This is a genomic window from Pseudomonas sp. Emmai, from assembly GCF_055179735.1.
Genome location: NZ_CM143685.1, coordinates 743,423 through 766,326 on the forward strand (window position 1 = coordinate 743,423; position 22,904 = coordinate 766,326).

General features: G+C 61.4%; 15 protein-coding genes. 12 read left to right on the plus strand and 3 right to left on the minus strand.

Annotated elements, in window-relative coordinates; translation table 11 throughout:
* Position 1: 1 nt before the first annotated feature.
* On the minus strand, positions 2 to 1,738 hold the full coding sequence (gene argS / locus ACY4LX_RS03330; protein WP_463259161.1) for an arginine--tRNA ligase: 1,737 nt from the start codon (positions 1,736 to 1,738) through the stop codon (positions 2 to 4).
* A 128-nt stretch (positions 1,739 to 1,866) separates the two neighbouring features.
* Positions 1,867 to 4,086 carry a primosomal protein N' gene (locus ACY4LX_RS03335; protein ID WP_463259162.1) on the minus strand — a complete coding sequence of 740 codons (2,220 nt, stop codon included), beginning with the start codon at positions 4,084 to 4,086 and terminating at the stop codon, positions 1,867 to 1,869.
* Between the two features lie 170 nt (positions 4,087 to 4,256).
* On the opposite strand from ACY4LX_RS03335, the gene rpmE reads away from it, so the two are divergent.
* The 3 genes from rpmE to ACY4LX_RS03350 all read left to right on the plus strand — a co-directional run bounded on the left by rpmE (position 4,257) and on the right by ACY4LX_RS03350 (position 6,751).
* Positions 4,257 to 4,484 carry a 50S ribosomal protein L31 gene (gene rpmE / locus ACY4LX_RS03340; RefSeq protein WP_123511093.1) on the plus strand — a complete coding sequence of 76 codons (228 nt, stop codon included), beginning with the start codon at positions 4,257 to 4,259 and terminating at the stop codon, positions 4,482 to 4,484.
* 14 nt (positions 4,485 to 4,498) lie between these two features.
* A complete protein-coding gene (locus ACY4LX_RS03345) occupies positions 4,499 to 5,302 on the plus strand; it encodes a thermonuclease family protein (RefSeq protein WP_463259163.1) in 804 nt (267 codons plus the stop codon).
* A 180-nt stretch (positions 5,303 to 5,482) separates the two neighbouring features.
* A complete protein-coding gene (locus ACY4LX_RS03350; RefSeq protein ID WP_054054610.1) occupies positions 5,483 to 6,751 on the plus strand; it encodes a malic enzyme-like NAD(P)-binding protein in 1,269 nt (422 codons plus the stop codon).
* Between the two features lie 396 nt (positions 6,752 to 7,147).
* Here the strand turns inward: ACY4LX_RS03350 and ACY4LX_RS03355 are convergent, their stop codons facing one another.
* Positions 7,148 to 9,589, minus strand: coding sequence for a penicillin-binding protein 1A (locus ACY4LX_RS03355; protein ID WP_372242345.1), 2,442 nt, complete (start codon positions 9,587 to 9,589; stop codon positions 7,148 to 7,150).
* Positions 9,590 to 9,807: 218 nt separating this feature from the next.
* Between ACY4LX_RS03355 and ACY4LX_RS03360 the strand changes: the two genes are divergently transcribed.
* The 9 genes from ACY4LX_RS03360 to gltB all read left to right on the plus strand — a co-directional run bounded on the left by ACY4LX_RS03360 (position 9,808) and on the right by gltB (position 22,837).
* Positions 9,808 to 10,872 carry a pilus assembly protein PilM gene (locus ACY4LX_RS03360; RefSeq protein WP_463259164.1) on the plus strand — a complete coding sequence of 355 codons (1,065 nt, stop codon included), beginning with the start codon at positions 9,808 to 9,810 and terminating at the stop codon, positions 10,870 to 10,872.
* Entirely contained in the window at positions 10,872 to 11,438 is a 567-nt protein-coding gene (locus ACY4LX_RS03365; protein ID WP_149659170.1) for a PilN domain-containing protein, read from the plus strand. Before ACY4LX_RS03360 ends, ACY4LX_RS03365 begins: the two co-directional genes overlap by 1 nt.
* A complete protein-coding gene (gene pilO, locus ACY4LX_RS03370) occupies positions 11,435 to 12,058 on the plus strand; it encodes a type 4a pilus biogenesis protein PilO (protein ID WP_149659171.1) in 624 nt (207 codons plus the stop codon). The genes ACY4LX_RS03365 and pilO overlap by 4 nt, the downstream gene beginning before the upstream one ends.
* A complete protein-coding gene (locus ACY4LX_RS03375; RefSeq protein WP_149659172.1) occupies positions 12,055 to 12,582 on the plus strand; it encodes a pilus assembly protein PilP in 528 nt (175 codons plus the stop codon). The genes pilO and ACY4LX_RS03375 overlap by 4 nt, the downstream gene beginning before the upstream one ends.
* A 13-nt stretch (positions 12,583 to 12,595) precedes the next feature.
* The gene (gene pilQ / locus ACY4LX_RS03380; protein ID WP_149659173.1) at positions 12,596 to 14,677 is read left to right on the plus strand and encodes a type IV pilus secretin PilQ family protein; all 2,082 of its coding nucleotides are present in this window, start codon (positions 12,596 to 12,598) and stop codon (positions 14,675 to 14,677) included.
* Between the two features lie 4 nt (positions 14,678 to 14,681).
* Positions 14,682 to 15,200, plus strand: a complete 519-nt coding sequence (gene aroK, locus ACY4LX_RS03385) for a shikimate kinase AroK (protein ID WP_149659174.1) — start codon at positions 14,682 to 14,684, stop codon at positions 15,198 to 15,200.
* 151 nt (positions 15,201 to 15,351) lie between these two features.
* Positions 15,352 to 16,452, plus strand: coding sequence for a 3-dehydroquinate synthase (aroB, locus tag ACY4LX_RS03390; protein ID WP_213940125.1), 1,101 nt, complete (start codon positions 15,352 to 15,354; stop codon positions 16,450 to 16,452).
* Positions 16,453 to 16,462: 10 nt separating this feature from the next.
* A complete protein-coding gene (locus tag ACY4LX_RS03395; RefSeq protein WP_463259165.1) occupies positions 16,463 to 18,040 on the plus strand; it encodes an AAA family ATPase in 1,578 nt (525 codons plus the stop codon).
* A 351-nt stretch (positions 18,041 to 18,391) separates the two neighbouring features.
* Positions 18,392 to 22,837, plus strand: coding sequence for a glutamate synthase large subunit (gene gltB, locus ACY4LX_RS03400; protein WP_463259166.1), 4,446 nt, complete (start codon positions 18,392 to 18,394; stop codon positions 22,835 to 22,837).
* Positions 22,838 to 22,904: the final 67 nt, after the last annotated feature.

The following is a 22,904-nucleotide window of genomic DNA, read 5'->3' on the forward strand; positions in this document are numbered from 1 at the left end:
CTTACATACGCTCCAGAGTTTCCAGACCCAAGAGTTCCAGGCCTTGCTTGAGTGTGCGGCCGGTCAGCGCGGCGAGGCGCAGGCGGCTCTGCATTTGCGCCGGAGTGTCGGCGGTGAGGATCGGGCAGTTCTCGTAGAAGCTGGAGAACAGACCGGCGACATCGTACAGGTAGGTGCAGAGGATGTGCGGCGTTCCTTTGTCGGAAACGTTGTTCAGCACTTCGCCGAACTGCGCCAGTTTGGCCGCCAGCTCATGTTCGTGCGGTGCTTCAAGGACAATCTGGCCTTCGACTTCGGTGAAATCCTTGCCCAGCTTGCGGAATACACCGGCGACGCGGGTGTAGGCGTACAGCAGGTACGGCGCGGTGTTGCCTTCGAAGTTCAGCATCAGGTCGAAGTTGAAGCTGTAGTCGCTGGTGCGGTGCTTGGACAGGTCGGCGTATTTCACCGCGCCAATGCCCACGACCTTGGCGATGTTGCGCAGATCGTCTTCGGCCAGCTCCGGGTTCTTCTCTTTCACCAGGGTGTAGGCGCGGTCCTTGGCTTCGTTCAGCAGGTCCACCAGTTTCACGGTGCCGCCGTCACGGGTCTTGAACGGACGGCCATCGGCGCCGTTCATGGTGCCGAAGCCCATGTGCTCCATTTCCATCGGGTGCGTCACGAAACCGGCCAGGCGCGCGACCTGGAACACTTGCTGGAAGTGCAGGGCCTGGCGCTGGTCGACGAAGTACAGCGCGCGATCAGCCTTGAGCTTGCCGCTGCGATAACGCACGGCCGCCAGGTCGGTGGTGGCGTAGAGGTAGCCACCGTCGGCCTTGACGATGATCACCGGCAGCGGGTCGCCGTCGGCGTTCTTGAATTCGTCGAGGAACACGCACTGGGCGCCGTTGCTCTCGACCAGCAGGCCAGCAGCCTTGAGGTCATTGACCACGTTGATCAGGTCGTCGTTGTAGGCGCTTTCGCCCATCACGTCGGCCATGGTCAGTTTCACGTTCAGTTGTTCGTAGATCGCCTGGCAGTGGGACAGCGAGATATCGCGGAAGCGTGTCCACAGGGCCAGGCACTCGGCGTCGCCGGCCTGCAACTTGACCACCAGGCCACGGGCGCGGTCGGCGAACTCTTCGGATTCGTCGAAGCGCTGCTTGGCGGCGCGGTAGAAGTTTTCCAGGTCCGACAGCTCGTCACTGGTGATCGGGTTTTCCTGCAGATAGGCCATCAGCATGCCGAACTGGGTGCCCCAGTCGCCGACGTGGTTCTGACGGATCACTTCGTCGCCGAGGAATTCCAGTACGCGCGCCACGCCGTCGCCAATGATGGTCGAGCGCAAGTGGCCGACGTGCATCTCTTTGGCCAGGTTCGGTGCCGACAGGTCGACCACGGTTCGCTGCACCGGACCGGACTTGCGCACGCCGACATGCTGGTCGGCCAAAGCGGCGTCCAGGCGCGAAGCCAGGGCGTCAGTGTTCTGGAAGAAGTTCAGGAAGCCCGGACCGGCGATTTCGGTCTTGGTGACGTTTTCGTCAGCGGGCAGGGCGGCGATGATCTTTTCCGCCAGATCGCGGGGCTTCATGCCCGCCGGTTTGGCCAGCATCATCGCGATATTGCTGGCGAAGTCGCCGTTCTTCTTGTCGCGGGAGTTTTCCACCTGGATCGCCGGCGACAGGCCTTCAGGCAACACACCTTCGTTGACGAGTTGGGTGATGGCTTGTTGGATCAGCTGGCGAATGGTGTCTTTCATGGTGTTCTCTTTCGACCGCAAGCGCGGCGGCGCCTGGATGCGCTAGTGGAAAAACTGGGCATTATCCGTGGCATGGACGTGCTTGCCAACTATAGCGGGCAGGTTAGGGATATGTGGCGATCTCAAAATCAATACAAATCGACGGGATCAACATCCAATGACCACCGCACCGCCCGCCCACTCGGCATCTGTTCCAGCATCAACAACCAGCTGCTGAGCAACCGATGCAGCGGCGCCCGCGCCGTGGCCTGCAACAACAACTGCGCCCGATAACGCCCGGCCCGACGCTCCATCGGCGCCGGCACCGGCCCGAGCAATTCGATCCCGCTCAGGTTCTGCTCGGCCAGCAATCGTTCCGCCTCGCTGCACGCCTCATCGAGAAAGCCTTCGGCCTGTCCCGGTTTGTGCGCTTCGGCCCGCAGCAGTGCCAGGTGCGCAAATGGCGGCAGGCCGGCGGCGCGACGTTCGCTCAAGGCTTGCTCGGCAAACGCGAAGTAACCCTGTTCAGTCAGTTGCACCAGCAGCGGATGGTCGGCCAGGTGGGTCTGGATGATCACTCGGCCCGGCTCTTCAGCCCGGCCGGCGCGGCCGGCGACCTGGACGATCAGCTGCGCCATGCGCTCGCTGGCGCGGAAGTCGCCGGAGAACAACCCGCCGTCGGCATCCAGAATCGACACCAGCGTCACCCGTGGAAAGTGGTGCCCTTTGGCAAGCATCTGCGTGCCGACCAGAATGCACGGCTGGCCTTTCTGGATGGTGGCGAACAGCTGATTCATCGCGTCCTTGCGCGACGTACTGTCGCGATCGACCCGCAGCACCGGCACGTCCGGGAACAGAATCGCCAAACGCTCTTCGGCGCGCTCGGTGCCCGCGCCCACGGGCCGCAGATCGACCTTGCCGCATTTCGGGCAGTGCCGGGGCACGCGTTCGACGTAGCCGCAATGGTGGCAGCGCAGCTCGCCGGAGCGCTGGTGCACAGTCATCCGCGCATCGCAGCGCTGACACTCGGACATCCAGCCGCAATCGTGGCAAAGCAAGGTCGGGGCAAAACCGCGACGGTTGAGAAAGACCAATACTTGCTGGCCGGCGGCCAGGGTCTGACCGATGGCTTGCTGCATCGGCCCGGAAATGCCGCTGTCCAGTGGACGGCTTTTCACATCCAGGCGCAGGAAACGCGGCTGCTTGGCGCCACCTGCACGCTCGTTCAAGCGTAGGAGACCGTAACGACCGGTGTAGGCGTTATGCAGGCTTTCCAGCGAAGGCGTGGCGGAGCCGAGGACAATCGGGATGTTTTCCTGCCGCGCACGGACCAGCGCCAGGTCGCGAGCGTGGTAGCGCAGGCCCTCCTGCTGTTTATAGGAGCCGTCGTGCTCTTCGTCGATGATGATCAGGCCGGGGTTTTTCATCGGCGTGAACAGCGCCGAACGGGTGCCGATAATAATGTCGGCATCGCCGTCCCGGGCCGCGAGCCAGGCTTCCAGGCGTTCGCGATCATTGACCGCCGAGTGGATCAGCGCGATGCGCGCATTGAAGCGCTGCTCGAAGCGCGCCAGGGTCTGCGGCCCGAGGTTGATCTCCGGGATCAGCACCAGCGCTTGCTTGCCGGCTTCGAGGGTTTCGCGGATCAACTGCAAATAGACTTCGGTCTTGCCACTGCCGGTGACGCCGGCCAGCAGGAACGCGTGATAGCTGTCGAACCCGGCGCGGATCGCCTCGTAGGCTGCGCGCTGTTCCGGGTTGAGCGGAAGTTCCGGTTGCGCCAGCCAGCGTTCGTGGCGGGCGTCGGGGGCGTGTTTGCGGATTTCGACTTGCACCAGGTCTTTGGCCAGCAACAGGTCGAGGCTGTCCTTGCTCAGCATCAATTTGCTCAGCAACTGATGAGCGACACCGTGGGGGTGCTGGGCCAGCGTGGCCAGGGCTTCACGCTGACGCGGAGCGCGGGCGATGCGCGGATCATCCAGGCTGGCGCCGGGGGCGGCGGACCAGAAGCGCTCTTGGCGGGCTTCGGCCAGTTCGCCCTGGCGCAGCAGCACCGGCAGCGCCCAGCTCAAGGTATCGCCGAGGCTGTGCTGGTAATACTGGGACGTCCACAGGCACAGCTTGAACAGCGCCGGTGGCAGCGGCGGCGTGGTATCGAGCAGGGCGATGGCCGGCTTGAGCTTTTCCACCGGCACTTCGCTGGTGTCGGTGACCTCCACCAGAATGCCGATCATCTCCCGCCGGCCGAACGGCACCCGCAGGCGCATGCCCGGCTGCAACTGGGCGCGCAGGACCCCGGCCGGGGCACGGTAATCGAACAGGCGGCGCAGGGGCGAGGGCAGGGCGAGGCGCAGAATGGCGTCGGGCACGCGAAGGTTTTCTCGATGATGGGGCGGTGAAGAAGGCAGGGAGCCTAGCAGACGGTCGGTAGAAGGGACAGCTTGCGTGATTGCAAAGGTCTGGTAGAATCCGCGGCCTAATTACGTGCGGTATTCAACAATAGTGTTGAGTGGCGGCACGCTAGCCTGAGGAATACACCATGAAAGCCGATATCCATCCAGCGTACGAAACCATTGCAGTCACTTGCAGCTGCGGCAACAAGTTCGAAACCCGTTCGAACCTGTGCAAGCCACTGGGTACTGACGTATGCAACGAGTGCCACCCGTTCTACACCGGTAAGCAGAAGACTCTGGATACTGGCGGCCGTGTACAGCGCTTCGCAGACCGTTTCGGTGCCTTCGGCAAGAAACCTGCTGCTGCAGAGTAAGGTTCAAAGGCCTTATGGGCTTTTCCTTGCTAATGAAAAAGGCGTCCCTTGTGGGCGCCTTTTTTGTGTCTGCGATTTGGCTTTCCGGCGCCCAGGCCTTTTGCCCTGCGCCGAGCGGTTTGACGCCTGTTGCCGTGCAACGGGTGGTGGACGGCGACACCCTGCGCCTGCGCGATGGCCGCAGCGTGCGCATGATCGGCCTGAACACCCCGGAACTGGGCAAGCAAGGCCGAAGCGACGAACCCTTCGCCGTGGCGGCGCGCAAACGCCTCGAAGCGTTGGTGGCTGCCAGCAAGGGCCGGGTCGGTTTGCTGCCGGGTAAAGAGGGCAAGGATCGCTACGGTCGCACATTGGCCCATGTCTACAGTGCCGACGGCGCCAGTCTCGAGGCGCAAATGCTCGCCGAAGGTCTCGGTTTTCAGGTGGCGATCGCGCCGAATGTCGATTTGGTGAGTTGCCAGCAGGCGGCGGAACGCGCGGCCCGGCAGGCGGGTCGCGGGCTATGGCGGCAATCGCCTGTACTGAAAGCGGATCAGATCAAGGCGTCCGGTTTTGCGCTGCTCAGCGGTCGTGTGAGCAAGGTTCAGCGCAATCGCGGCGGGGTTTGGATCGAGTTGCAGGATTCAGTTGTATTGCGCGTTGCACCCAATGTGCTGGGGCGGTTCGATGTGGCCGCGCTGGAACGTCTGAAGGGCAAGCAGATCGAGGCGCGTGGCTGGGTGCTGGACCGTTCGCGTCGGGGCGGACTCGAAAAAGGCCAGGCGCGATGGCTTTTACCTTTGAGTGATCCGGCTATGCTTCAAGCAGGACGCCGATAAAAAATTGTAGACATTTTTTGATGGGATTGTGAACAGTCAACCCCTTGTGTTCCGTGGCTCTTGGCCCAAAGTCGTAGGCCCGGGCGCTTGACAGGGGTGACTGGTCAGTCTTGTAGGGACTTTGCGACACGCGTATCCTCGGCGGTCCGTCTGTCCAACAGTAAAAAGCGGAATGCCCACATGTCTGATTTGAAAACTGCCGCTCTCGAATATCACGCCCATCCTCGTCCAGGGAAGCTGAGTGTCGAGCTCACCAAGGCCACCGCTACCGCCCGCGACCTGTCGCTGGCCTACAGCCCCGGCGTAGCCGAACCAGTACGCGAAATCGCCCGCGATCCTGAACTGGCCTACAAATACACCGGCAAAGGCAACCTGGTTGCAGTCATTTCCGATGGCACCGCGATTCTCGGCCTGGGTAACCTCGGCCCATTGGCTTCCAAGCCTGTGATGGAAGGCAAAGGCGTGCTGTTCAAGCGCTTCGCCGGCATCGACGTGTTCGACATCGAAGTCGACTCCGAAAGCCCGCAAGCCTTCATCGACACCGTCAAGCGTATCTCCATCACCTTCGGTGGCATCAACCTGGAAGACATCAAGGCACCTGAGTGCTTTGAGATCGAACGTGCCCTGATCGAGCAGTGCGACATTCCAGTGTTCCACGATGACCAGCACGGCACCGCGATCGTTACCGCGGCCGGCATGATCAACGCCCTAGAAATCGCTGGCAAAACCCTGGCCGACGCCAAGATCGTCTGCCTGGGCGCCGGTGCGGCCGCCATCTCCTGCATGAAATTGCTGGTGAGCATGGGCGCCAACATCGAAAACATCTTCATGGTTGACCGTACCGGTGTGATCCACTCCGGCCGTGACGACCTGAACCAGTACAAGGCTGTGTTCGCTCACGCGACTGAAAAACGCACCCTGGCTGACGCCCTGACCGGTGCAGACGTGTTCGTCGGCCTGTCCGGCCCGAACCTGCTGAGCGCCGAAGGCCTGAAGTCCATGGCGGCCAACCCGATCGTGTTCGCGTGCTCCAACCCTGATCCGGAAATCGCCCCGGAACTGGCTCACGCCACCCGTGATGACGTGATCATGGCGACCGGCCGTTCGGACTACCCGAACCAGGTCAACAACGTACTGGGCTTCCCGTTCATCTTCCGTGGTGCCCTGGACGTTCGCGCCAAGCGCATCAACGAAGAAATGAAAGTGGCTGCGGCCAACGCCCTGCGTGAACTGGCCAAGCTGCCGGTTCCTCAGGAAGTGTGCGACGCCTACGGCGGCATCAAGCTGGAATTCGGTCGTGAGTACATCATCCCGAAACCAATGGACGCCCGCCTGATCACCGTGATCTCCGATGCCGTGGCCAAAGCCGCTATCGAGACCGGCGTAGCGACCCTGCCGTATCCGAAGAACTACCCGCTGAAAAGCGTGGATGACGTGTTCAACGGATAAGAGCAGCGCCCATAAAAAACCCAGCCTAGTGCTGGGTTTTTTATGGGCTTCAAGTGACAAGCTACAAGCTGCAAGTCAAAAGCGGCGCGCATGGCTCTTGCTTCTTCTTGCCGCTTAAAGCTTGCCGCTTGTAGCTGTTTTGATCGTTCCCACGCGCAGCAAAGGAATGCAGCCCGGGACGCTCCGCGTCCCTTCTCACAGCCGAACGCGGAGCGTCCGTTGAGGCATTCCCACGCGGAGCGAGGGAACGATCATCGCAGCGCCCATAAAAAACCCAGCCTAGTGCTGGGTTTTTTATGGGCTTCAAGTGGCAAGCTACAAGCTGCAAGTTAAAAGCGGTGCGCATGGCTCTTGCTTCTTCTTACCGCTTAAAGCTTGCCGCTTGTAGCTGTTTCTCTAGAACAAATCGATCGGCGCCGCTTCGTCCGCCGGCAACGGGCTGCCCGGCGCGGTGCCGTTGCCCAGTTCGCTGGCCGTCGGTGGCGTGTCTTCGGCCTTGAACAGCTCGAAGTAGGCCCCAGGCGTGCTTGGCGTGGCCGCACGGCCGCTGACCGGGTCGACCCGCAGGCTGAGGATGCCTTCCGGCTCCGCTTGCGTGTGTGGCGGCTTATCCTTGAGCGCGGCAGCCATGTAGTTCATCCAGATCGGCAGCGCGACGGTGCCGCCGAACTCTCTGCGACCGAGGCTCTCGGGTTGGTCGAAACCGGTCCAGACCGTGGTCACGTAATCGGCGTTGTAACCGGAGAACCAGGCGTCCTTGGATTCGTTGGTCGTACCGGTCTTGCCTGCGATGTCGGAGCGGCCCAAAGCCAGTGCGCGACGGCCGGTGCCACGCTTGATCACGTCCTCCAGCATGCTGTTGAGAATGAACGTGGTGCGGCCATCGACGATACGTTCGGCCAGGGCCGGGGTTTGCGGCACCGTAGCGGGAGCGGTCGTGGCCTCGCCAGGAGGCGGGTTGACCGTGAACGTCTGGGCGACCGGTGCGGCGATGCCACTGGTCGCCGCATCGCCCTTAGGCACGCTCGGCGGATTGGCGACGAACAGCGTGTCGCCGTTGCGGCTTTCGATCTTGTCGATGATGTACGGCGTGATCTTGTAGCCGCCGTTGGCGAACGTGCTCCAGCCGGTGGCGATTTCCATCGGCGTGAGGGTCGCGGTGCCGAGGGCCAGGGACAGGTTGCGTGGCAGGTCCTGCTTGTTGAAGCCGAACTTGCTGATGTAATCGATGGTGCGATCAACGCCCAAGGCCTGCAGCAGACGGATCGACACCAGGTTACGCGACTTGTACAGGCCTTCGCGCAAGCGGATCGGGCCGAGGAAGGTGTTGGTGTCGTTCTTCGGACGCCAGACCTTGTCCAGGTACTCGTCGACAAACACGATCGGCGCATCGTTCACCAGGGTGGCGGCGGTGTAGCCGTTATCCAGGGCGGCACTGTAGACGAACGGTTTGAAGCTCGAGCCCGGCTGACGCTTGGCTTGCAAGGCGCGGTTGTAGTTGCTCTGCTCGAAAGCGAAGCCGCCGACCAGCGAGCGAATTGCGCCGTTCTGCGGATCCAGGGAAACCAAGGCGCCCTGTGCCTGCGGGATCTGGCTGAACTTCAGTGAGTTGTCCGGCTGGCGCTGCACACGAATCAGGTCGCCGACTTGGGCCACGTCCGCCGGCTGCTTCGGATTGGCACCCATGCTGTTGGTGTTGAGGAATGGCCGTGCCCATTTCATGGTGTCCCAACTGACGTGCTCGTCGCCGGTGCGGGTCATCACTTGCAGGCCATTCTTGTCGACCTGGGTAACGATGGCCGGCTCCAGGCTGCTGATGGTGCGCTGCTTGGTCAGTTCGGTGGCCCAGGCTTCGCGGGTCTTGCCCGGCAGGCGCGACTCGGGACCACGATAGCCGTGACGCTGGTCGTAGGTCATCAAGCCTTCGTGGAGCGCGGTGTTGGCCATTTCCTGCAAGTTGCTCGGCACCGTGGTGGTGACGCGGAAACCTTCGGTGTAGGCGTCGCTGCCATAGCGGCCGACCATTTCGGCGCGGGCCATTTCAGCGATGTACGGCGCATTCACTTCCGGGGTCGGCACGTGATAGCTGGCGTTCAGCGGTTCGTTGATCGCGGTGGTGTAGTCGGCTTCGGTGATTTTCCCGAGCTTGTACATGCGCCCCAGGATCCAGTCGCGACGCTCCTTGCTGCGGGCCGGGTTGGCCAACGGGTTGAAGCGCGACGGGGCTTTGGGCAGACCGGCGATCATCGCCATCTGCGCCAGGCTCACATCACGGATCGATTTGCCGTAGTAAACCTGCGCGGCGGCCTCGATGCCGTAGGCGCGGTTGCCCAGGTAGATCTTGTTGACGTACAACTCAAGGATTTCGTCCTTGGTCAACTGCCGTTCAATCTGCAAGGCCAGGAGGATTTCAGTGGTTTTGCGCGAGAAGCTGCGTTCGCTGGTCAGGAAGAAGTTCTTCGCGACCTGCATGGTAATGGTGCTGCCGCCGGACTGGATGTGGCCGCTTTTGACCAATTGGGTCGCCGCACGCATCAGGCTGCTCGGGTCGACGCCATAGTGGTTGGCGAAGTTATCGTCTTCAGCACTTAGTAACGCATTGATGAAATTGGGGGGAATGTCGGCGAACCGGATCGGCGTGCGGCGCATTTCGCCGAATTCTGCAATCAACTTGTTATCGCTGCTGTATACCCGTAGAGGAATCTGCAACTGAATGCTTCTCAGCGCCTCCACGGACGGCAAACCCGGACTAAGGTAAAGATAGGCGCCACTGAGACCTAAAAGCAGTCCGCAGAAAACGGCGACGATGGACCAACCGAAAAATTTCAGCAGACGAATCAAGGCGTTTGGACATCCAGGGTAAAGAATGAATTTGGCGTCAGGGTCTCGACTACACAGAGAACGACCCGCGCGGGCAGTAAAAGCGGAAAAAATCGCTGGGCATTATAAGCATTTTTCCGCCGGGGGCGTCATTGGCGCTTCTGTCAAGACGCAGTGATTGAACGCAATGCACATTACAGAGTCCGTAACTCACGGATAGTCATAGGGAATTGGTAGTGCTAGGACTCTTCAATAAAAAGACCAGAACGCTTCTGGGGATCGACATCAGCTCCACGTCGGTGAAGCTTCTGGAGCTGAGCCGCCAGGGCGATCGCTACCGGGTCGAGGCCTATGCGGTCGAACCGCTGCCGGCCAGCGCCGTCATCGAAAAAAACATCGCCGAGCTCGAAGGCGTGGGCCAGGCCCTGTCTCGCGTGCTGCTCAAGGCCCGCACCGGGATCCGCAATGTCGCCGTGGCCGTGGCCGGTTCGGCGGTGATCACCAAGACCATCGAGATGGATGCCGGGCTGTCCGACGACGAGATGGAAAACCAGCTCAAGATCGAGGCCGATCAATACATTCCTTACCCTTTGGACGAGGTCGCCATCGACTTCGAAGTCCAGAATGTGTCGGTGCGCAACCCCGAACGGGTCAATGTTTTGCTTGCCGCCTGTCGAAAAGAAAACGTCGAGGTCCGTGAGGCTGCCCTGGCCCTGGCCGGGTTGACCGCCAAGGTCGTGGACGTCGAAGCCTACGCCCTGGAGCGCTCCTTTGGCCTGCTGGCGCCCCAGCTCGCTTCCAATCAAGAGCGTCCGACCGTTGCGGTGGTGGACATCGGCGCGACCATGACCACCCTGAGCGTGCTGCACAACGGCCGGATCATCTACACCCGCGAACAATTGTTCGGCGGTCGCCAACTCACCGAAGAGATCCAGCGCCGTTACGGCCTGACGGTCGAGCAGGCCGGGCTGGCGAAGAAACAGGGCGGCTTGCCGGACGACTACGTCAGCGAGGTGTTGCAACCGTTCCGCGAAGCGTTGGTGCAGCAGGTCTCCCGTTCATTGCAGTTTTTCTTTGCGTCCGGCCAGTACAACGCGGTCGACTATATTCTGCTGGCCGGCGGCACGGCCTCGGTGCCCGGGCTCGATCGGTTGATCGAACAACGACTGGGCACCCCGACCCAGGTCGCCAACCCGTTCGCCGACATGTCGCTGAGCAGCAAGGTCAACGCCGGCGCCCTGGCCAGCGATGCGCCGGCCTTGATGATTGCCTGCGGTCTGGCCCTCAGGAGTTTCGACTGATGGCGCGGATCAACCTTTTACCCTGGCGTGAAGAGCTGCGCGAAGAGCGCCGAAAGCGCTTTCTGCTGACGTTGGTGGGCGTGCTGGTCGGTTCGGTGGGCCTGGTCCTGATTGCCAACCAGGTTTTCAGCAGCGCCATCAGCCAGCAAATGGCCCGCAACGATTACCTCGGCAAACAGATCGCCGTGGTCGATGAGCGGATCAAGCAAATCAGCGACCTCAAGGCCCGCCGCCAGCAACTGGTGGAGCGCATGCGCATCATCCAGGACCTGCAGGGCAACCGGCAGATCAGCGGGCGTATCTTCGAGCAGTTGGCGCGTACCCTGCCGGACGGCGTGTATTTCACCGAAGTGAAAATGCAAGGCAAGAGCCTGGCCATTACCGGCGCGGCCGAGTCGAACAACAAGGTCTCGGAGCTGATGCGCAATCTCGATGCCTCGGACTGGTTCGACGCGCCAAGCCTGACCGAGGTCAAGGCGACGACCGCCGGTCAGTTGGACCAGGCCAACGTCTTTCAGTTGACCGTGCGTCAGACCCGACCAGTCTCGATGGAGGCCGCTAAATGACGCCATCGGAATGGTTCGAAGGGCTGCGCAAGATCGACATCAATGATCTGGACACCAACAACATCGGCTCCTGGCCACCGGCAATCAAGGCGTTGGCGGGCATCCTGCTGATGGTTCTGGTGTTGGCGCTGGGCTACAACTTCTTCATCAGCGACCAGCAAAACGAGCTCGATCTCAAGCGCACGGAAGAGTCGACGCTCAAGGAGCAATTCGCCAGCAAGGCCAGTATGGCGGCGAACCTCGAGCTCTATACCCAGCAGATGAAGGAGATGGAGAACTCCTTTGGTGTACTGTTGCGCCAACTGCCCAGCGACACCGAAGTCCCCGGTTTGCTGGAGGACATCACCCGTACCGGCCTGGGCAGCGGTCTGGAATTCGAAGAAATCAAGTTGCTGCCGGAAGTCACCCAGCAGTTCTACATTGAATTGCCGATCCAGATCACCGTCACCGGCGCCTATCACGACCTGGCCACGTTCGTCAGTGGCGTGGCCGGCCTGCCGCGCATCGTCACCCTGCATGACTTTGACCTGGCGCCGGCCAATCCTGACGGCGGGACGAAGCTGCGCATGAGCATCCTCGCCAAGACCTACCGCTACAACGACAAGGGGCTGCAAAAATGAGCCCGTTGCGTTGTTTTTCGATGGGGGTGTTGTTGGCGGGGCTGGCCGGTTGCGGCGGCGACAATGGCTTCGGCGACCTGGACGCGTACCTGAACGAAGTGCGCCTGCGTCCGCCGGGCAAGATTGAACCAACGCCGACATTCCGGTCTTACCCCACGTTCACGTACAGCGCGGCGAACCTGCGCAGTCCGTTTTCCCGGCAGGTCAGGGTTGACCTGGCGGGCCAGAAGCACGGTTCACGCAACGTCAAGCCCGACCCCAATCGGGTCAAGCAATACCTCGAAGGTTTCAACATCGAGCAGTTTGAAATGGTCGGCACCATCTCCAATGCCTCCGGCTCCTTTGCGCTGCTGCGCGGGGCGGGCGGTGTGCATCGGTTGAAAGTCGGCGATTACCTGGGGCGTAACGATGGACGGATCGTCGCCATCAGCGGCTCGCAAGTCGATGTGGTCGAAATCGTTCCCGACGGCGAAGGCGCCTGGCTGGAACGACCACGGACCATCCCTTTGAAAGAGCACTCATAGTGGAACTCGAACAATGAACAGGATTTTCTCAACCCTCGGTATTTCGCTATGGATAGCGCTGCTGTCGCCGATGGTACAAGCGGCCAACCTCAATGCGCTGGATGTCGCTGCGCTGCCGGGTGACCGCGTCGAGTTGAAGTTGACCTTCGACGGACCACCGCCGCCGCCCCATGGCTACACCACGGAGCAACCGGCGCGCATTGCGCTGGATTTGCCGGGCGTGGTCAGCAAACTGGCCAGCAAGAATCGCGACCTGGGTGGCGGTAACGCCCGCACTGCCACGGTGGTGGAGGCCAAGGACCGGACGCGATTGATCATCAACCTGACCCAACTGGCGCCGTACAGCTCCCGGGTTGAAGGCAACAATCTGTTCGTGGTCGTTGGGCAAGGCGCCAAAAGCGCGGCAACCAAGCCTGTCGCGCCGCGCGTCGCCACCGCAACGCCGGCCCCGGCGAAAACCTACGCGCCGGTGGGCAAGGCCATCCGTGGCGTGGACTTTCAGCGCGGCACCCAGGGTGAAGGCAATGTGGTGATCGATTTGTCGGACCCCTCCATTGCCCCGGACATCCAGGAGCGCGACGGCAAGATCCTCCTCGGTTTCGCCAGGACCCAATTGCCCGAGCGATTGCGCGTGCGTCTCGACGTCAAGGATTTCGCCACCCCGGTGCAATTCGTCAACGCCAGTGCCACGGGCGACCGCGCCGTGATCAGTGTTGAACCCAGCGGCGCCTTCGAGTATTCGACCTACCAGACCGACAACAAGCTGACCGTCAGCATCCGTGCGGTCACTGCCGACGACTTGCAGAAGCGCAATGCTGAACGTTTTGCCTACACCGGTGAAAAGCTTTCGCTGAACTTCCAGGACATCGATGTGCGCTCAGTGCTGCAACTGATCGCCGACTTCACCAATCTCAACCTGGTGGCCAGCGACACGGTGCAGGGCGGCATTACCTTGCGCCTGCAGAACGTGCCGTGGGATCAGGCGCTGGACCTGGTGCTGAAAACCAAAGGCCTGGACAAGCGCAAGATCGGTAACGTGTTGCTGGTCGCGCCGGCCGATGAAATCGCCGCGCGGGAGCGTCAGGAGCTGGAGTCGCAGAAACAGATCGCCGAACTGGCGCCACTGCGTCGGGAGCTGTTGCAGGTCAACTACGCCAAGGCCGCGGACATCGCCAAGCTGTTCACCTCGGTGACCAGTGCCGATGCGAAAGTCGACGAGCGCGGTTCGATCACCGTCGACGAGCGGACCAACAACATCATCGCCTACCAGACCCAGGATCGCCTCGACGAGCTCCGGCGCATCGTCGCGCAACTGGATATCCCGGTGCGCCAGGTGATGATTGAGGCGCGGATCGTCGAAGCCAACGTCGATTACGACAAGAGCCTGGGCGTGCGCTGGGGTGGGTCGGTCCAGAACAAGGGCAACTGGAACACGTCGGGTGTCAGCAACGGCACCGGCGGGTCGGCCACCATTGGTACGCCTGGCGGCACGAACACCAACTCGTCGTTCGTCGACATGGGGACGGCGGCCAACACCTCGGGGCTCGGCATCGCGTTCATCACCGACAACGTGCTGCTCGATCTTGAGCTGACGGCGATGGAGAAGACCGGCAACGGCGAAATCGTCTCGCAGCCCAAGGTGGTTACGTCCGACAAGGAGACCGCGAAAATCCTCAAGGGCACCGAGATTCCCTATCAGGAAGCCAGCTCCAGTGGCGCGACTTCGGTGTCGTTCAAGGAGGCGTCGCTGTCCCTGGAAGTGACGCCGCAAATCACCCCGGACAACCGCATCATCATGGAGGTCAAGGTCACCAAGGATGAGCCGGACTATCTGAACAAGCTCAACGATGTCCCGCCGATCAAGAAAAACGAAGTCAACGCCAAAGTGCTGGTCAACGATGGCGAGACCATCGTCATTGGCGGGGTTTTCTCAAATACTCAGAGCAAGGTTGTAGATAAGGTGCCATTTCTGGGCGATGTGCCGTATCTTGGCCGCCTTTTCCGGCGTGACGTGGTTTCGGAGAAAAAATCCGAGCTGCTGGTATTTCTCACTCCGCGTATCATGAACAACCAGGCGATTGCTGTGAGTCATTGATTCTGTGCGAAATTTGATTCTTGTTGGACCGATGGGGGCTGGAAAAAGCACCATCGGCCGGTTGCTGGCCAAAGAGCTGCGCCTGCCATTCAAAGATTCCGACAAGGAAATTGAATTGCGCACGGGCGCCAATATCCCGTGGATCTTCGATAAAGAGGGCGAGCCCGGCTTTCGTGATCGCGAGCAAGCGATGATCGAAGAGCTGTGCGCCTGCGACGGCGTCGTGCTGGCGACCGGCGGCGGTGCCGTGATGCGCGAAGCCAATCGTCGGGCCCTGCATGCCGGGGGGCGCGTGGTTTATCTGCACGCCTCCGTCGAGCAGCAAGTTGGCCGCACCTCCCGCGATCGCAATCGTCCGCTGTTGCGCACCGCCGATCCGGCCAAGACCCTGCGCGACCTGCTGACGATCCGCGATCCGCTTTATCGGGAAATCGCCGATCTGGTGGTGGAAACCGATGAGCGGCCGCCGCGAATGGTCGTGCTAGACATCCTCGAACGCTTGCAGCAACTTCCGCCCCGTTAAAGCGCGGCGCGAAATGCGCTATCCTCGGCGTCCTGTCATGGCCGCCCAAGGTTGTGGCGGATGGCTATCAAATGGCGTCACACCAGCAGGCGCCGCGCACATTCGTTAACTCAAGGCAGGACGCCTGATTCCATCTTCACTGTGGGGACACATGCAGACACTCAAGGTCGATCTAGGCGAGCGCAGCTACCCGATTCATATTGGCGAAGGTTTGTTGGATCAGCCCGAATTGCTGGCCCCGCACGTTCGCGGACGGCAAGTGGCAATCATTTCCAATGAGACCGTGGCGCCGCTCTATCTCGAACGTCTGACCAAAAGCCTCGCACAGTTTTCAGTTGTCTCGGTGGTGCTGCCCGACGGCGAAGCCTTCAAGACCTGGGAAACCCTGCAACTGATTTTCGACGGTCTGTTGACCGCCCGGCACGACCGCCGCACCACGGTGATCGCCCTCGGTGGCGGCGTGATCGGTGACATGGCCGGTTTTGCTGCCGCCTGCTACCAGCGCGGCGTGGACTTCATCCAGGTGCCGACCACGCTGCTGTCGCAAGTCGACTCGTCGGTGGGCGGCAAGACCGGGATCAACCATCCTCTGGGCAAAAACATGGTCGGCGCCTTCTATCAGCCCAATGTGGTGCTGATCGATACCGCGACGCTCAATACCTTGCCGGCTCGCGAACTGTCTGCGGGCCTCGCCGAAGTTATCAAGTACGGGCTGATCTGCGATGAGCCGTTCCTGACCTGGCTCGAAGAAAACGTCGATCGCCTGCGCGCCCTGGATCAGGTCGCCCTGACATACGCCATCAAGCGCTCCTGCGAGGCCAAGGCTGAAGTGGTAGGCGCCGACGAAAAGGAAACCGGCGTGCGCGCCACGTTGAACCTGGGTCACACCTTCGGCCACGCCATCGAAACCCACATGGGCTATGGTGTGTGGCTACATGGTGAGGCGGTCGCTGCTGGCACCGTAATGGCGCTGGAAATGTCCGCGCGCCTGGGCTGGATCAGCGAACAGGAGCGAGATCGCGGTATTCGCCTGTTCCAGCGTGCCGGCCTGCCGGTCGTCCCGCCCGAAGAGATGACCGAAGCCGATTTTCTCGAACACATGGCAATTGACAAGAAAGTGATCGACGGTCGTTTGCGCCTGGTGCTGCTGCGCCACATGGGCGAAGCAGTGGTGACCGACGATTATCCGAAAGAGGTTCTACAGGCCACGCTGGGAGCGGATTACCGCGCCCTGGCTCAGCTTAAAGGTTAATAAGATCCCGATGACTAGTTTGCATGCCGACGAGGCTTTCCTCGGCCATTTCCAGTTAAGTCATGACCCTTTTGCTCCACGGGTGCCTGGCTTCAAATTTTTCCCGGCCCAGCGCAAACCGGTGCTGGGGCAACTGCATCACCTGGCGCGTTACAGCCAGTTGCTGCTGGTGGTCACTGGCCCGCAAGGCAGCGGCAAGACCCTGTTGCGCCAGGCCCTGGTGGCCAGCACCAACAAGCAGTCCGTGCAAAGCGTGGTGGTTTCCGCCCGTGGCGCCGGTGATGCCGCCGGTGTGCTGCGCCAGGTTGCCCAGGCGCTGAACGTGGCCCAGGCCGAGATCAACGCGATCCTGGCCCAGGTGGTGCAACTGGCTCTCACCGGGCAAGAAGTCTACTTGCTGGTGGATGACGCCGAGCAACTCGACGAGTCCGCGCTCGAAGCCTTGATGGCCCTGGCCGCCGGTGCACCAGAGGGTCGCCCTCATGTGTTCCTGTTCGGCGAGTCGTCGCTGATTGCGCAACTGGAGGCGTTGAGCCTCGAGGAAGAGCGCTTCCACGTCATCGAATTGCAGCCCTACACCGAAGAAGAAACCCGCGAATACCTGGATCAGCGTCTCGAAGGCGCCGGTCGGGGTATCGAACTTTTCACCGCGGATCAGATCTCTGATATTCACGAAAGCTCCGACGGTTGGCCTGGCAATATCAACCAGGTCGCCCGCGATGCGATGATCGAAGCCATGATTGCCAGCCGCACAGCGGTGAAGCGTCCAAGTATGGGGTTCAACATGCCGAAGAAACACGTATTGGCGATTTCCGCCGTAGTCGTGGTCGCGGTAGCCGCCGCCTGGTTGATGCCGGGCCGCAGCAAGACACCGACCACCGGCGCACCGGCCAACGAACAGGCCCAACTGCCACTGGGCACGCCAAAACCTAACGCTGCCGGGGGCGCGCCTTCGGTAGAGTTCGCCGGTAACACGCAGCCGATGCCGTTGCCGCTCGTCGGCCAGCAGCAACCGGTCATGCGCAGCCCACTGGCCGAAGCGGCCGGTGGTATCACTGAAGGCGACGACGGCGTGCCGGTCGAAGGCTCCAGCGCCACGCCGCCAACCGTGACCACCATCGCACCGCCGACCGGCATCCAGCCTGGCCCTGCACCGACGCCTGCCGCCAAACCGGCGCCGGCACCGACCCAGGTCGCTACCGCCAAGCCTGCGCCAGCGGCCAAGCCGGCTCCAGCGCCGGCCAAGCCCGTAGTTGCCGCCAAACCGGCCGAGAAGCCGGTTACCGTCGCTAAAGCCGCCGGCGGCACCTGGTACGCCGGGCAGCCGACGAGCAACTACGTGGTGCAGATCCTCGGCACCAGCTCCGAAACCGCTGCACAATCCTTCGTCAAGGAGCAGGGCGGCGAGTACCGTTATTTCAAGAAAGTGCTGAACGGCAAACCGCTTTACGTCATCACCTACGGCAACTTCGCCAACCGCGATGCAGCCGTTACCGCCATCAAGGCCTTGCCAGCGAAGGTTCAGGCTGGTAAACCTTGGCCTCGCTCCGTCGCCAGCGTCCAACAGGAACTGGCTACAGCTCGCTGATGATTCGGCGGCCTTACCCAGGCCGCCTCTCCCGGCACCTCAAAATTTTCCGCAAGTAGCATGCTGCCCCAGAGGCCGCGTGCCTTGTGGTGTCTGCGTTACAGTAGTCTTTGAGTCGTTGCGGTCAAAATTAAAAAAGTTTTGACTAGCACAGCAGATCGCTTTAAACCTTTCACAAATGCGACATAGATTTGCGACAGTTCGTCGTCAAATTTGTGAGCGTCTGTGTCGCTGTGTACAATGACCACCCTTTTGCCCCCGCTAAGCTGGCGTACGTTCGGCGCGGAATGCAAGTGGTTGAATTGAAAAGAAATTTGCCTCGAAAAGAGGCAGCCTGGTGAGAAAGTGTCTATGAAAGCAGGTCTGTACCAACCAGATGAATTCAAGGATAACTGCGGTTTTGGCCTGATAGCCCATATGCAGGGCGAGCCCAGTCATACCCTTTTGCAAACGGCCATTGAGGCCCTGACCTGCATGACCCACCGCGGTGGGATCAACGCCGACGGCAAGACCGGTGACGGATGCGGCTTGCTGATTCAAAAGCCGGACGTGTTCCTGCGAGCCATTGCCCAGGAAACCTTCGGCGTCGAACTGCCCAAGCAATATGCCGTGGGCATGGTCTTCTTCAACCAGGACCCGGTCAAAGCCGAAGCCGCTCGCGAAAACATGAACCGCGAGATCCTTGCGGCCGGCCTGACCCTCGTCGGCTGGCGCAAAGTGCCGATCGACACCAGCGTCCTCGGCCGCCTGGCCCTGGAGCGCCTGCCGCAGATCGAACAGGTGTACATCGGCGGTGAAGGCCTGAGCGATCAGGACATGGCGATCAAGCTGTTCACTTCCCGTCGTCGCTCGTCCGTGGCCAACGCCGCCGACGCCGATCACTACATCTGCAGCTTTTCGCACAAGACCATTATTTATAAAGGCCTGATGATGCCGGCGGACTTGACCGCCTTCTATCCAGACCTCAGCGACCAGCGCCTGCAAACCTCGATCTGCGTGTTCCACCAGCGCTTCTCGACCAATACCCTGCCGAAATGGCCGCTGGCGCAGCCGTTCCGCTTCCTCGCCCACAACGGCGAGATCAACACCATCACCGGTAACCGCAACTGGGCCGTGGCCCGTCGCACCAAGTTCACCAACGACTTGATGGACCTGGAAGAACTCGGCCCACTGGTCAACCGTGTCGGTTCTGACTCCTCGAGCATGGACAACATGCTCGAGCTGATGGTCACTGGCGGCATCGACCTGTTCCGTGGCGTGCGGATGATCATTCCGCCTGCGTGGCAGAACGTCGAAACCATGGACCCGGACCTGCGGGCGTTCTACGAATACAACTCGATGCACATGGAACCGTGGGACGGCCCGGCCGGCGTAGTAATGACCGACGGTCGTTACGCGGTGTGCCTGCTCGACCGTAACGGTCTGCGCCCGGCGCGTTGGGTCACCACCAAGAACGGTTTCATCACCCTGGCCTCGGAAATCGGTGTCTGGAACTACCAGCCTGAAGACGTGATCGCCAAGGGCCGTGTAGGCCCGGGCCAGATCTTTGCCGTGGACACCGAAACCGGTCAGATCCTCGACACCGATGCGATCGACAACCGCTTGAAGTCCCGTCATCCGTACAAGCAATGGCTGCGCAAGAATGCCCTGCGCATCCAGGCGACCATGGAAGACAACGACCACGGTTCGGCGTTCTACGACGTCGACCAGCTCAAGCAGTACATGAAGATGTATCAGGTCACGTTCGAAGAGCGCGACCAGGTGCTGCGTCCGCTCGGCGAGCAAGGCTACGAAGCCGTGGGCTCGATGGGCGACGATACGCCGATGGCCGTGCTGTCCCAGCGCGTGCGCACGCCGTACGACTATTTCCGCCAGCAGTTCGCCCAGGTGACCAACCCGCCGATCGACCCGCTGCGTGAAGCCATCGTCATGTCGCTGGAGATCTGCCTCGGTGCCGAGCGCAACATCTTCCAAGAGTCGCCGGAACACGCCTCGCGCGTGATCCTCAGCTCGCCGGTGATTTCCCCGGCCAAGTGGCGCTCGCTGATGAACCTCGATCGTCCGGGCTTCGAGCGCGCGATCATCGATCTGAACTACGACGAAAGCGTCGGCCTCGAAGCGGCGATCCGCAACGTTGCCGATCAGGCTGAAGAAGCCGTGCGTTCCGGCCGTACCCAGGTGGTGCTGAGTGACCGGCACATTGCCCCGGGCAAGTTGCCGATCCACGCTTCGCTCGCCACCGGCGCGGTGCATCACCGCCTGACCGAAAAAGGCCTGCGCTGCGACTCCAACATCCTCGTGGAAACCGCCACCGCTCGCGACCCGCATCACTTCGCGGTCCTGATCGGTTTCGGCGCCTCAGCGGTCTATCCGTTCCTGGCCTACGAAGTGCTGGGCGACCTGATCCGTACCGGTGAAGTACTGGGCGACCTCTACGAGGTGTTCAAGAACTACCGCAAAGGCATCACCAAAGGCCTGCTGAAGATCCTGTCGAAGATGGGCATCTCGACCATCACTTCGTACCGCGGTGCGCAGTTGTTCGAAGCCATTGGCCTGTCCGAAGAAGTCTGCGAACTGAGCTTCCGTGGCGTGCCGAGCCGCATCAAGGGTGCGCGTTTCGTCGACATCGAAGCCGAGCAGAAAGCCTTGGCCGCCGAAGCCTGGAGCCCGCGCAAGCCTATCCAACAGGGCGGTTTGCTGAAATTCGTCCACGGTGGCGAATATCACGCTTACAACCCGGACGTGGTCAGCACCCTGCAAGCCGCTGTGCAGCAGGGCGACTACAGCAAGTTCAAGGAATACACGGCGCTGGTGGACAACCGTCCGGTGTCGATGATCCGCGACCTGTTCAAGGTGAAGACCCTGGACACGGCGCTGGACATCAGCGAGATCGAACCGCTGGAATCGGTGCTCAAGCGCTTCGACTCCGCTGGCATCTCGTTGGGCGCCCTGTCGCCTGAGGCTCACGAAGCCCTGGCCGAAGCCATGAACCGCCTCGGTGCGCGTTCCAACTCCGGCGAAGGCGGCGAAGACCCGGCGCGCTACGGCACCATCAAGAGCTCGAAAATCAAGCAGGTTGCGACTGGCCGTTTCGGTGTGACCCCGGAATACCTGGTCAACGCTGAAGTGCTGCAGATCAAAGTCGCCCAGGGCGCCAAGCCCGGCGAAGGTGGTCAGCTGCCAGGGGGCAAGGTCAACGGTCTGATCGCCAAGCTGCGTTACGCAGTGCCGGGCGTGACCCTGATTTCGCCGCCACCGCACCACGACATCTACTCGATCGAAGACTTGTCGCAGCTGATTTTTGACCTGAAACAAGTCAACCCGAAGGCTTTGGTCTCGGTGAAGCTGGTGGCAGAAGCGGGCGTTGGCACCATCGCTGCCGGTGTGGCCAAGGCCTACGCGGACTTGATCACCATCTCCGGCTACGACGGCGGCACCGGTGCATCGCCACTGACCTCGATCAAATACGCGGGCGCGCCGTGGGAACTCGGCCTGGCCGAAACCCACCAGACCCTGCGTGGCAATGACCTGCGTGGCAAAGTCCGGGTACAAACCGACGGCGGCCTGAAAACCGGCCTCGACGTGATCAAGGCTGCGATCCTCGGCGCCGAAAGCTTCGGCTTCGGCACCGCGCCAATGATCGCCCTGGGCTGCAAATACCTGCGCATCTGCCACCTGAACAACTGCGCCACCGGCGTCGCGACTCAGAACGAGAAGCTGCGCAAGGATCACTACATCGGCACCGTCGACATGGTGGTGAATTTCTTCACCTACGTCGCCGAAGAAACCCGTGAGTGGCTGGCCAAGCTGGGCGTGCGCTCCCTCGAAGAGCTGATCGGTCGTACCGATCTGCTGGAAATCCTCGAAGGCCAGACCGCCAAGCAGCAACACTTGGACCTGACCCCGTTGCTGGGCAGCGATCACATCCCGGCAGACAAGCCTCAGTTCTGCCAGGTCGAGCGCAACCCGCCATTCGACAAAGGCCTGCTGGCCGAGAAAATGGTCGACATGGCCACTTCGGCGATCAACGACAAGAGCGGCGCTGATTTCGAGCTGAATATCTGCAACTGCGACCGTTCGATCGGCGCGCGGATCTCCGGTGAAATCGCCCGCAAGCACGGCAACCAAGGCATGGCGAACGCGCCGATCACCTTCCGCTTCAAAGGGACGGCCGGTCAGAGCTTCGGTGTGTGGAACGCCGGCGGCCTGAACATGTACCTGGAAGGCGACGCCAACGACTACGTCGGCAAAGGCATGACCGGTGGCAAGCTGGTCATCGTTCCGCCGAAGGGCAGCGTCTACAAGACCCAGGACAGTGCGATCATCGGCAACACCTGCCTGTACGGCGCCACCGGCGGCAAGCTGTTTGCCGCTGGCACCGCAGGCGAGCGTTTCGCCGTGCGTAACTCCGGTGCCCACACCGTGGTGGAAGGCACTGGCGATCATTGCTGCGAGTACATGACCGGTGGTTTCGTCTGCGTTCTGGGCAAGACCGGTTACAACTTCGGCTCAGGCATGACCGGCGGTTTCGCCTACGTGCTCGACCAGGACAACTCCTTCGTTGACCGGGTCAACCACGAACTGGTGGAAATCCAGCGGATCAGCGGCGAAGCGATGGAAGCCTATCGCAGCCACCTGCAACGCGTGCTGGACGAATACGTCGCGGAAACCGACAGCGAATGGGGTCGTAACCTCGCTGAAAACCTCGATGACTATCTGCGTCGTTTCTGGCTCGTCAAACCTAAGGCGGCGAGCTTGAAGTCGCTGCTCTCCAGTACGCGGGCAAGTCCGCAGTAATCGACGTAGCTGCAAGCGGCAAGCTTCAAGCCGCAAGCGAACAGCAGTGCGCGATGTGCCTGCAGAG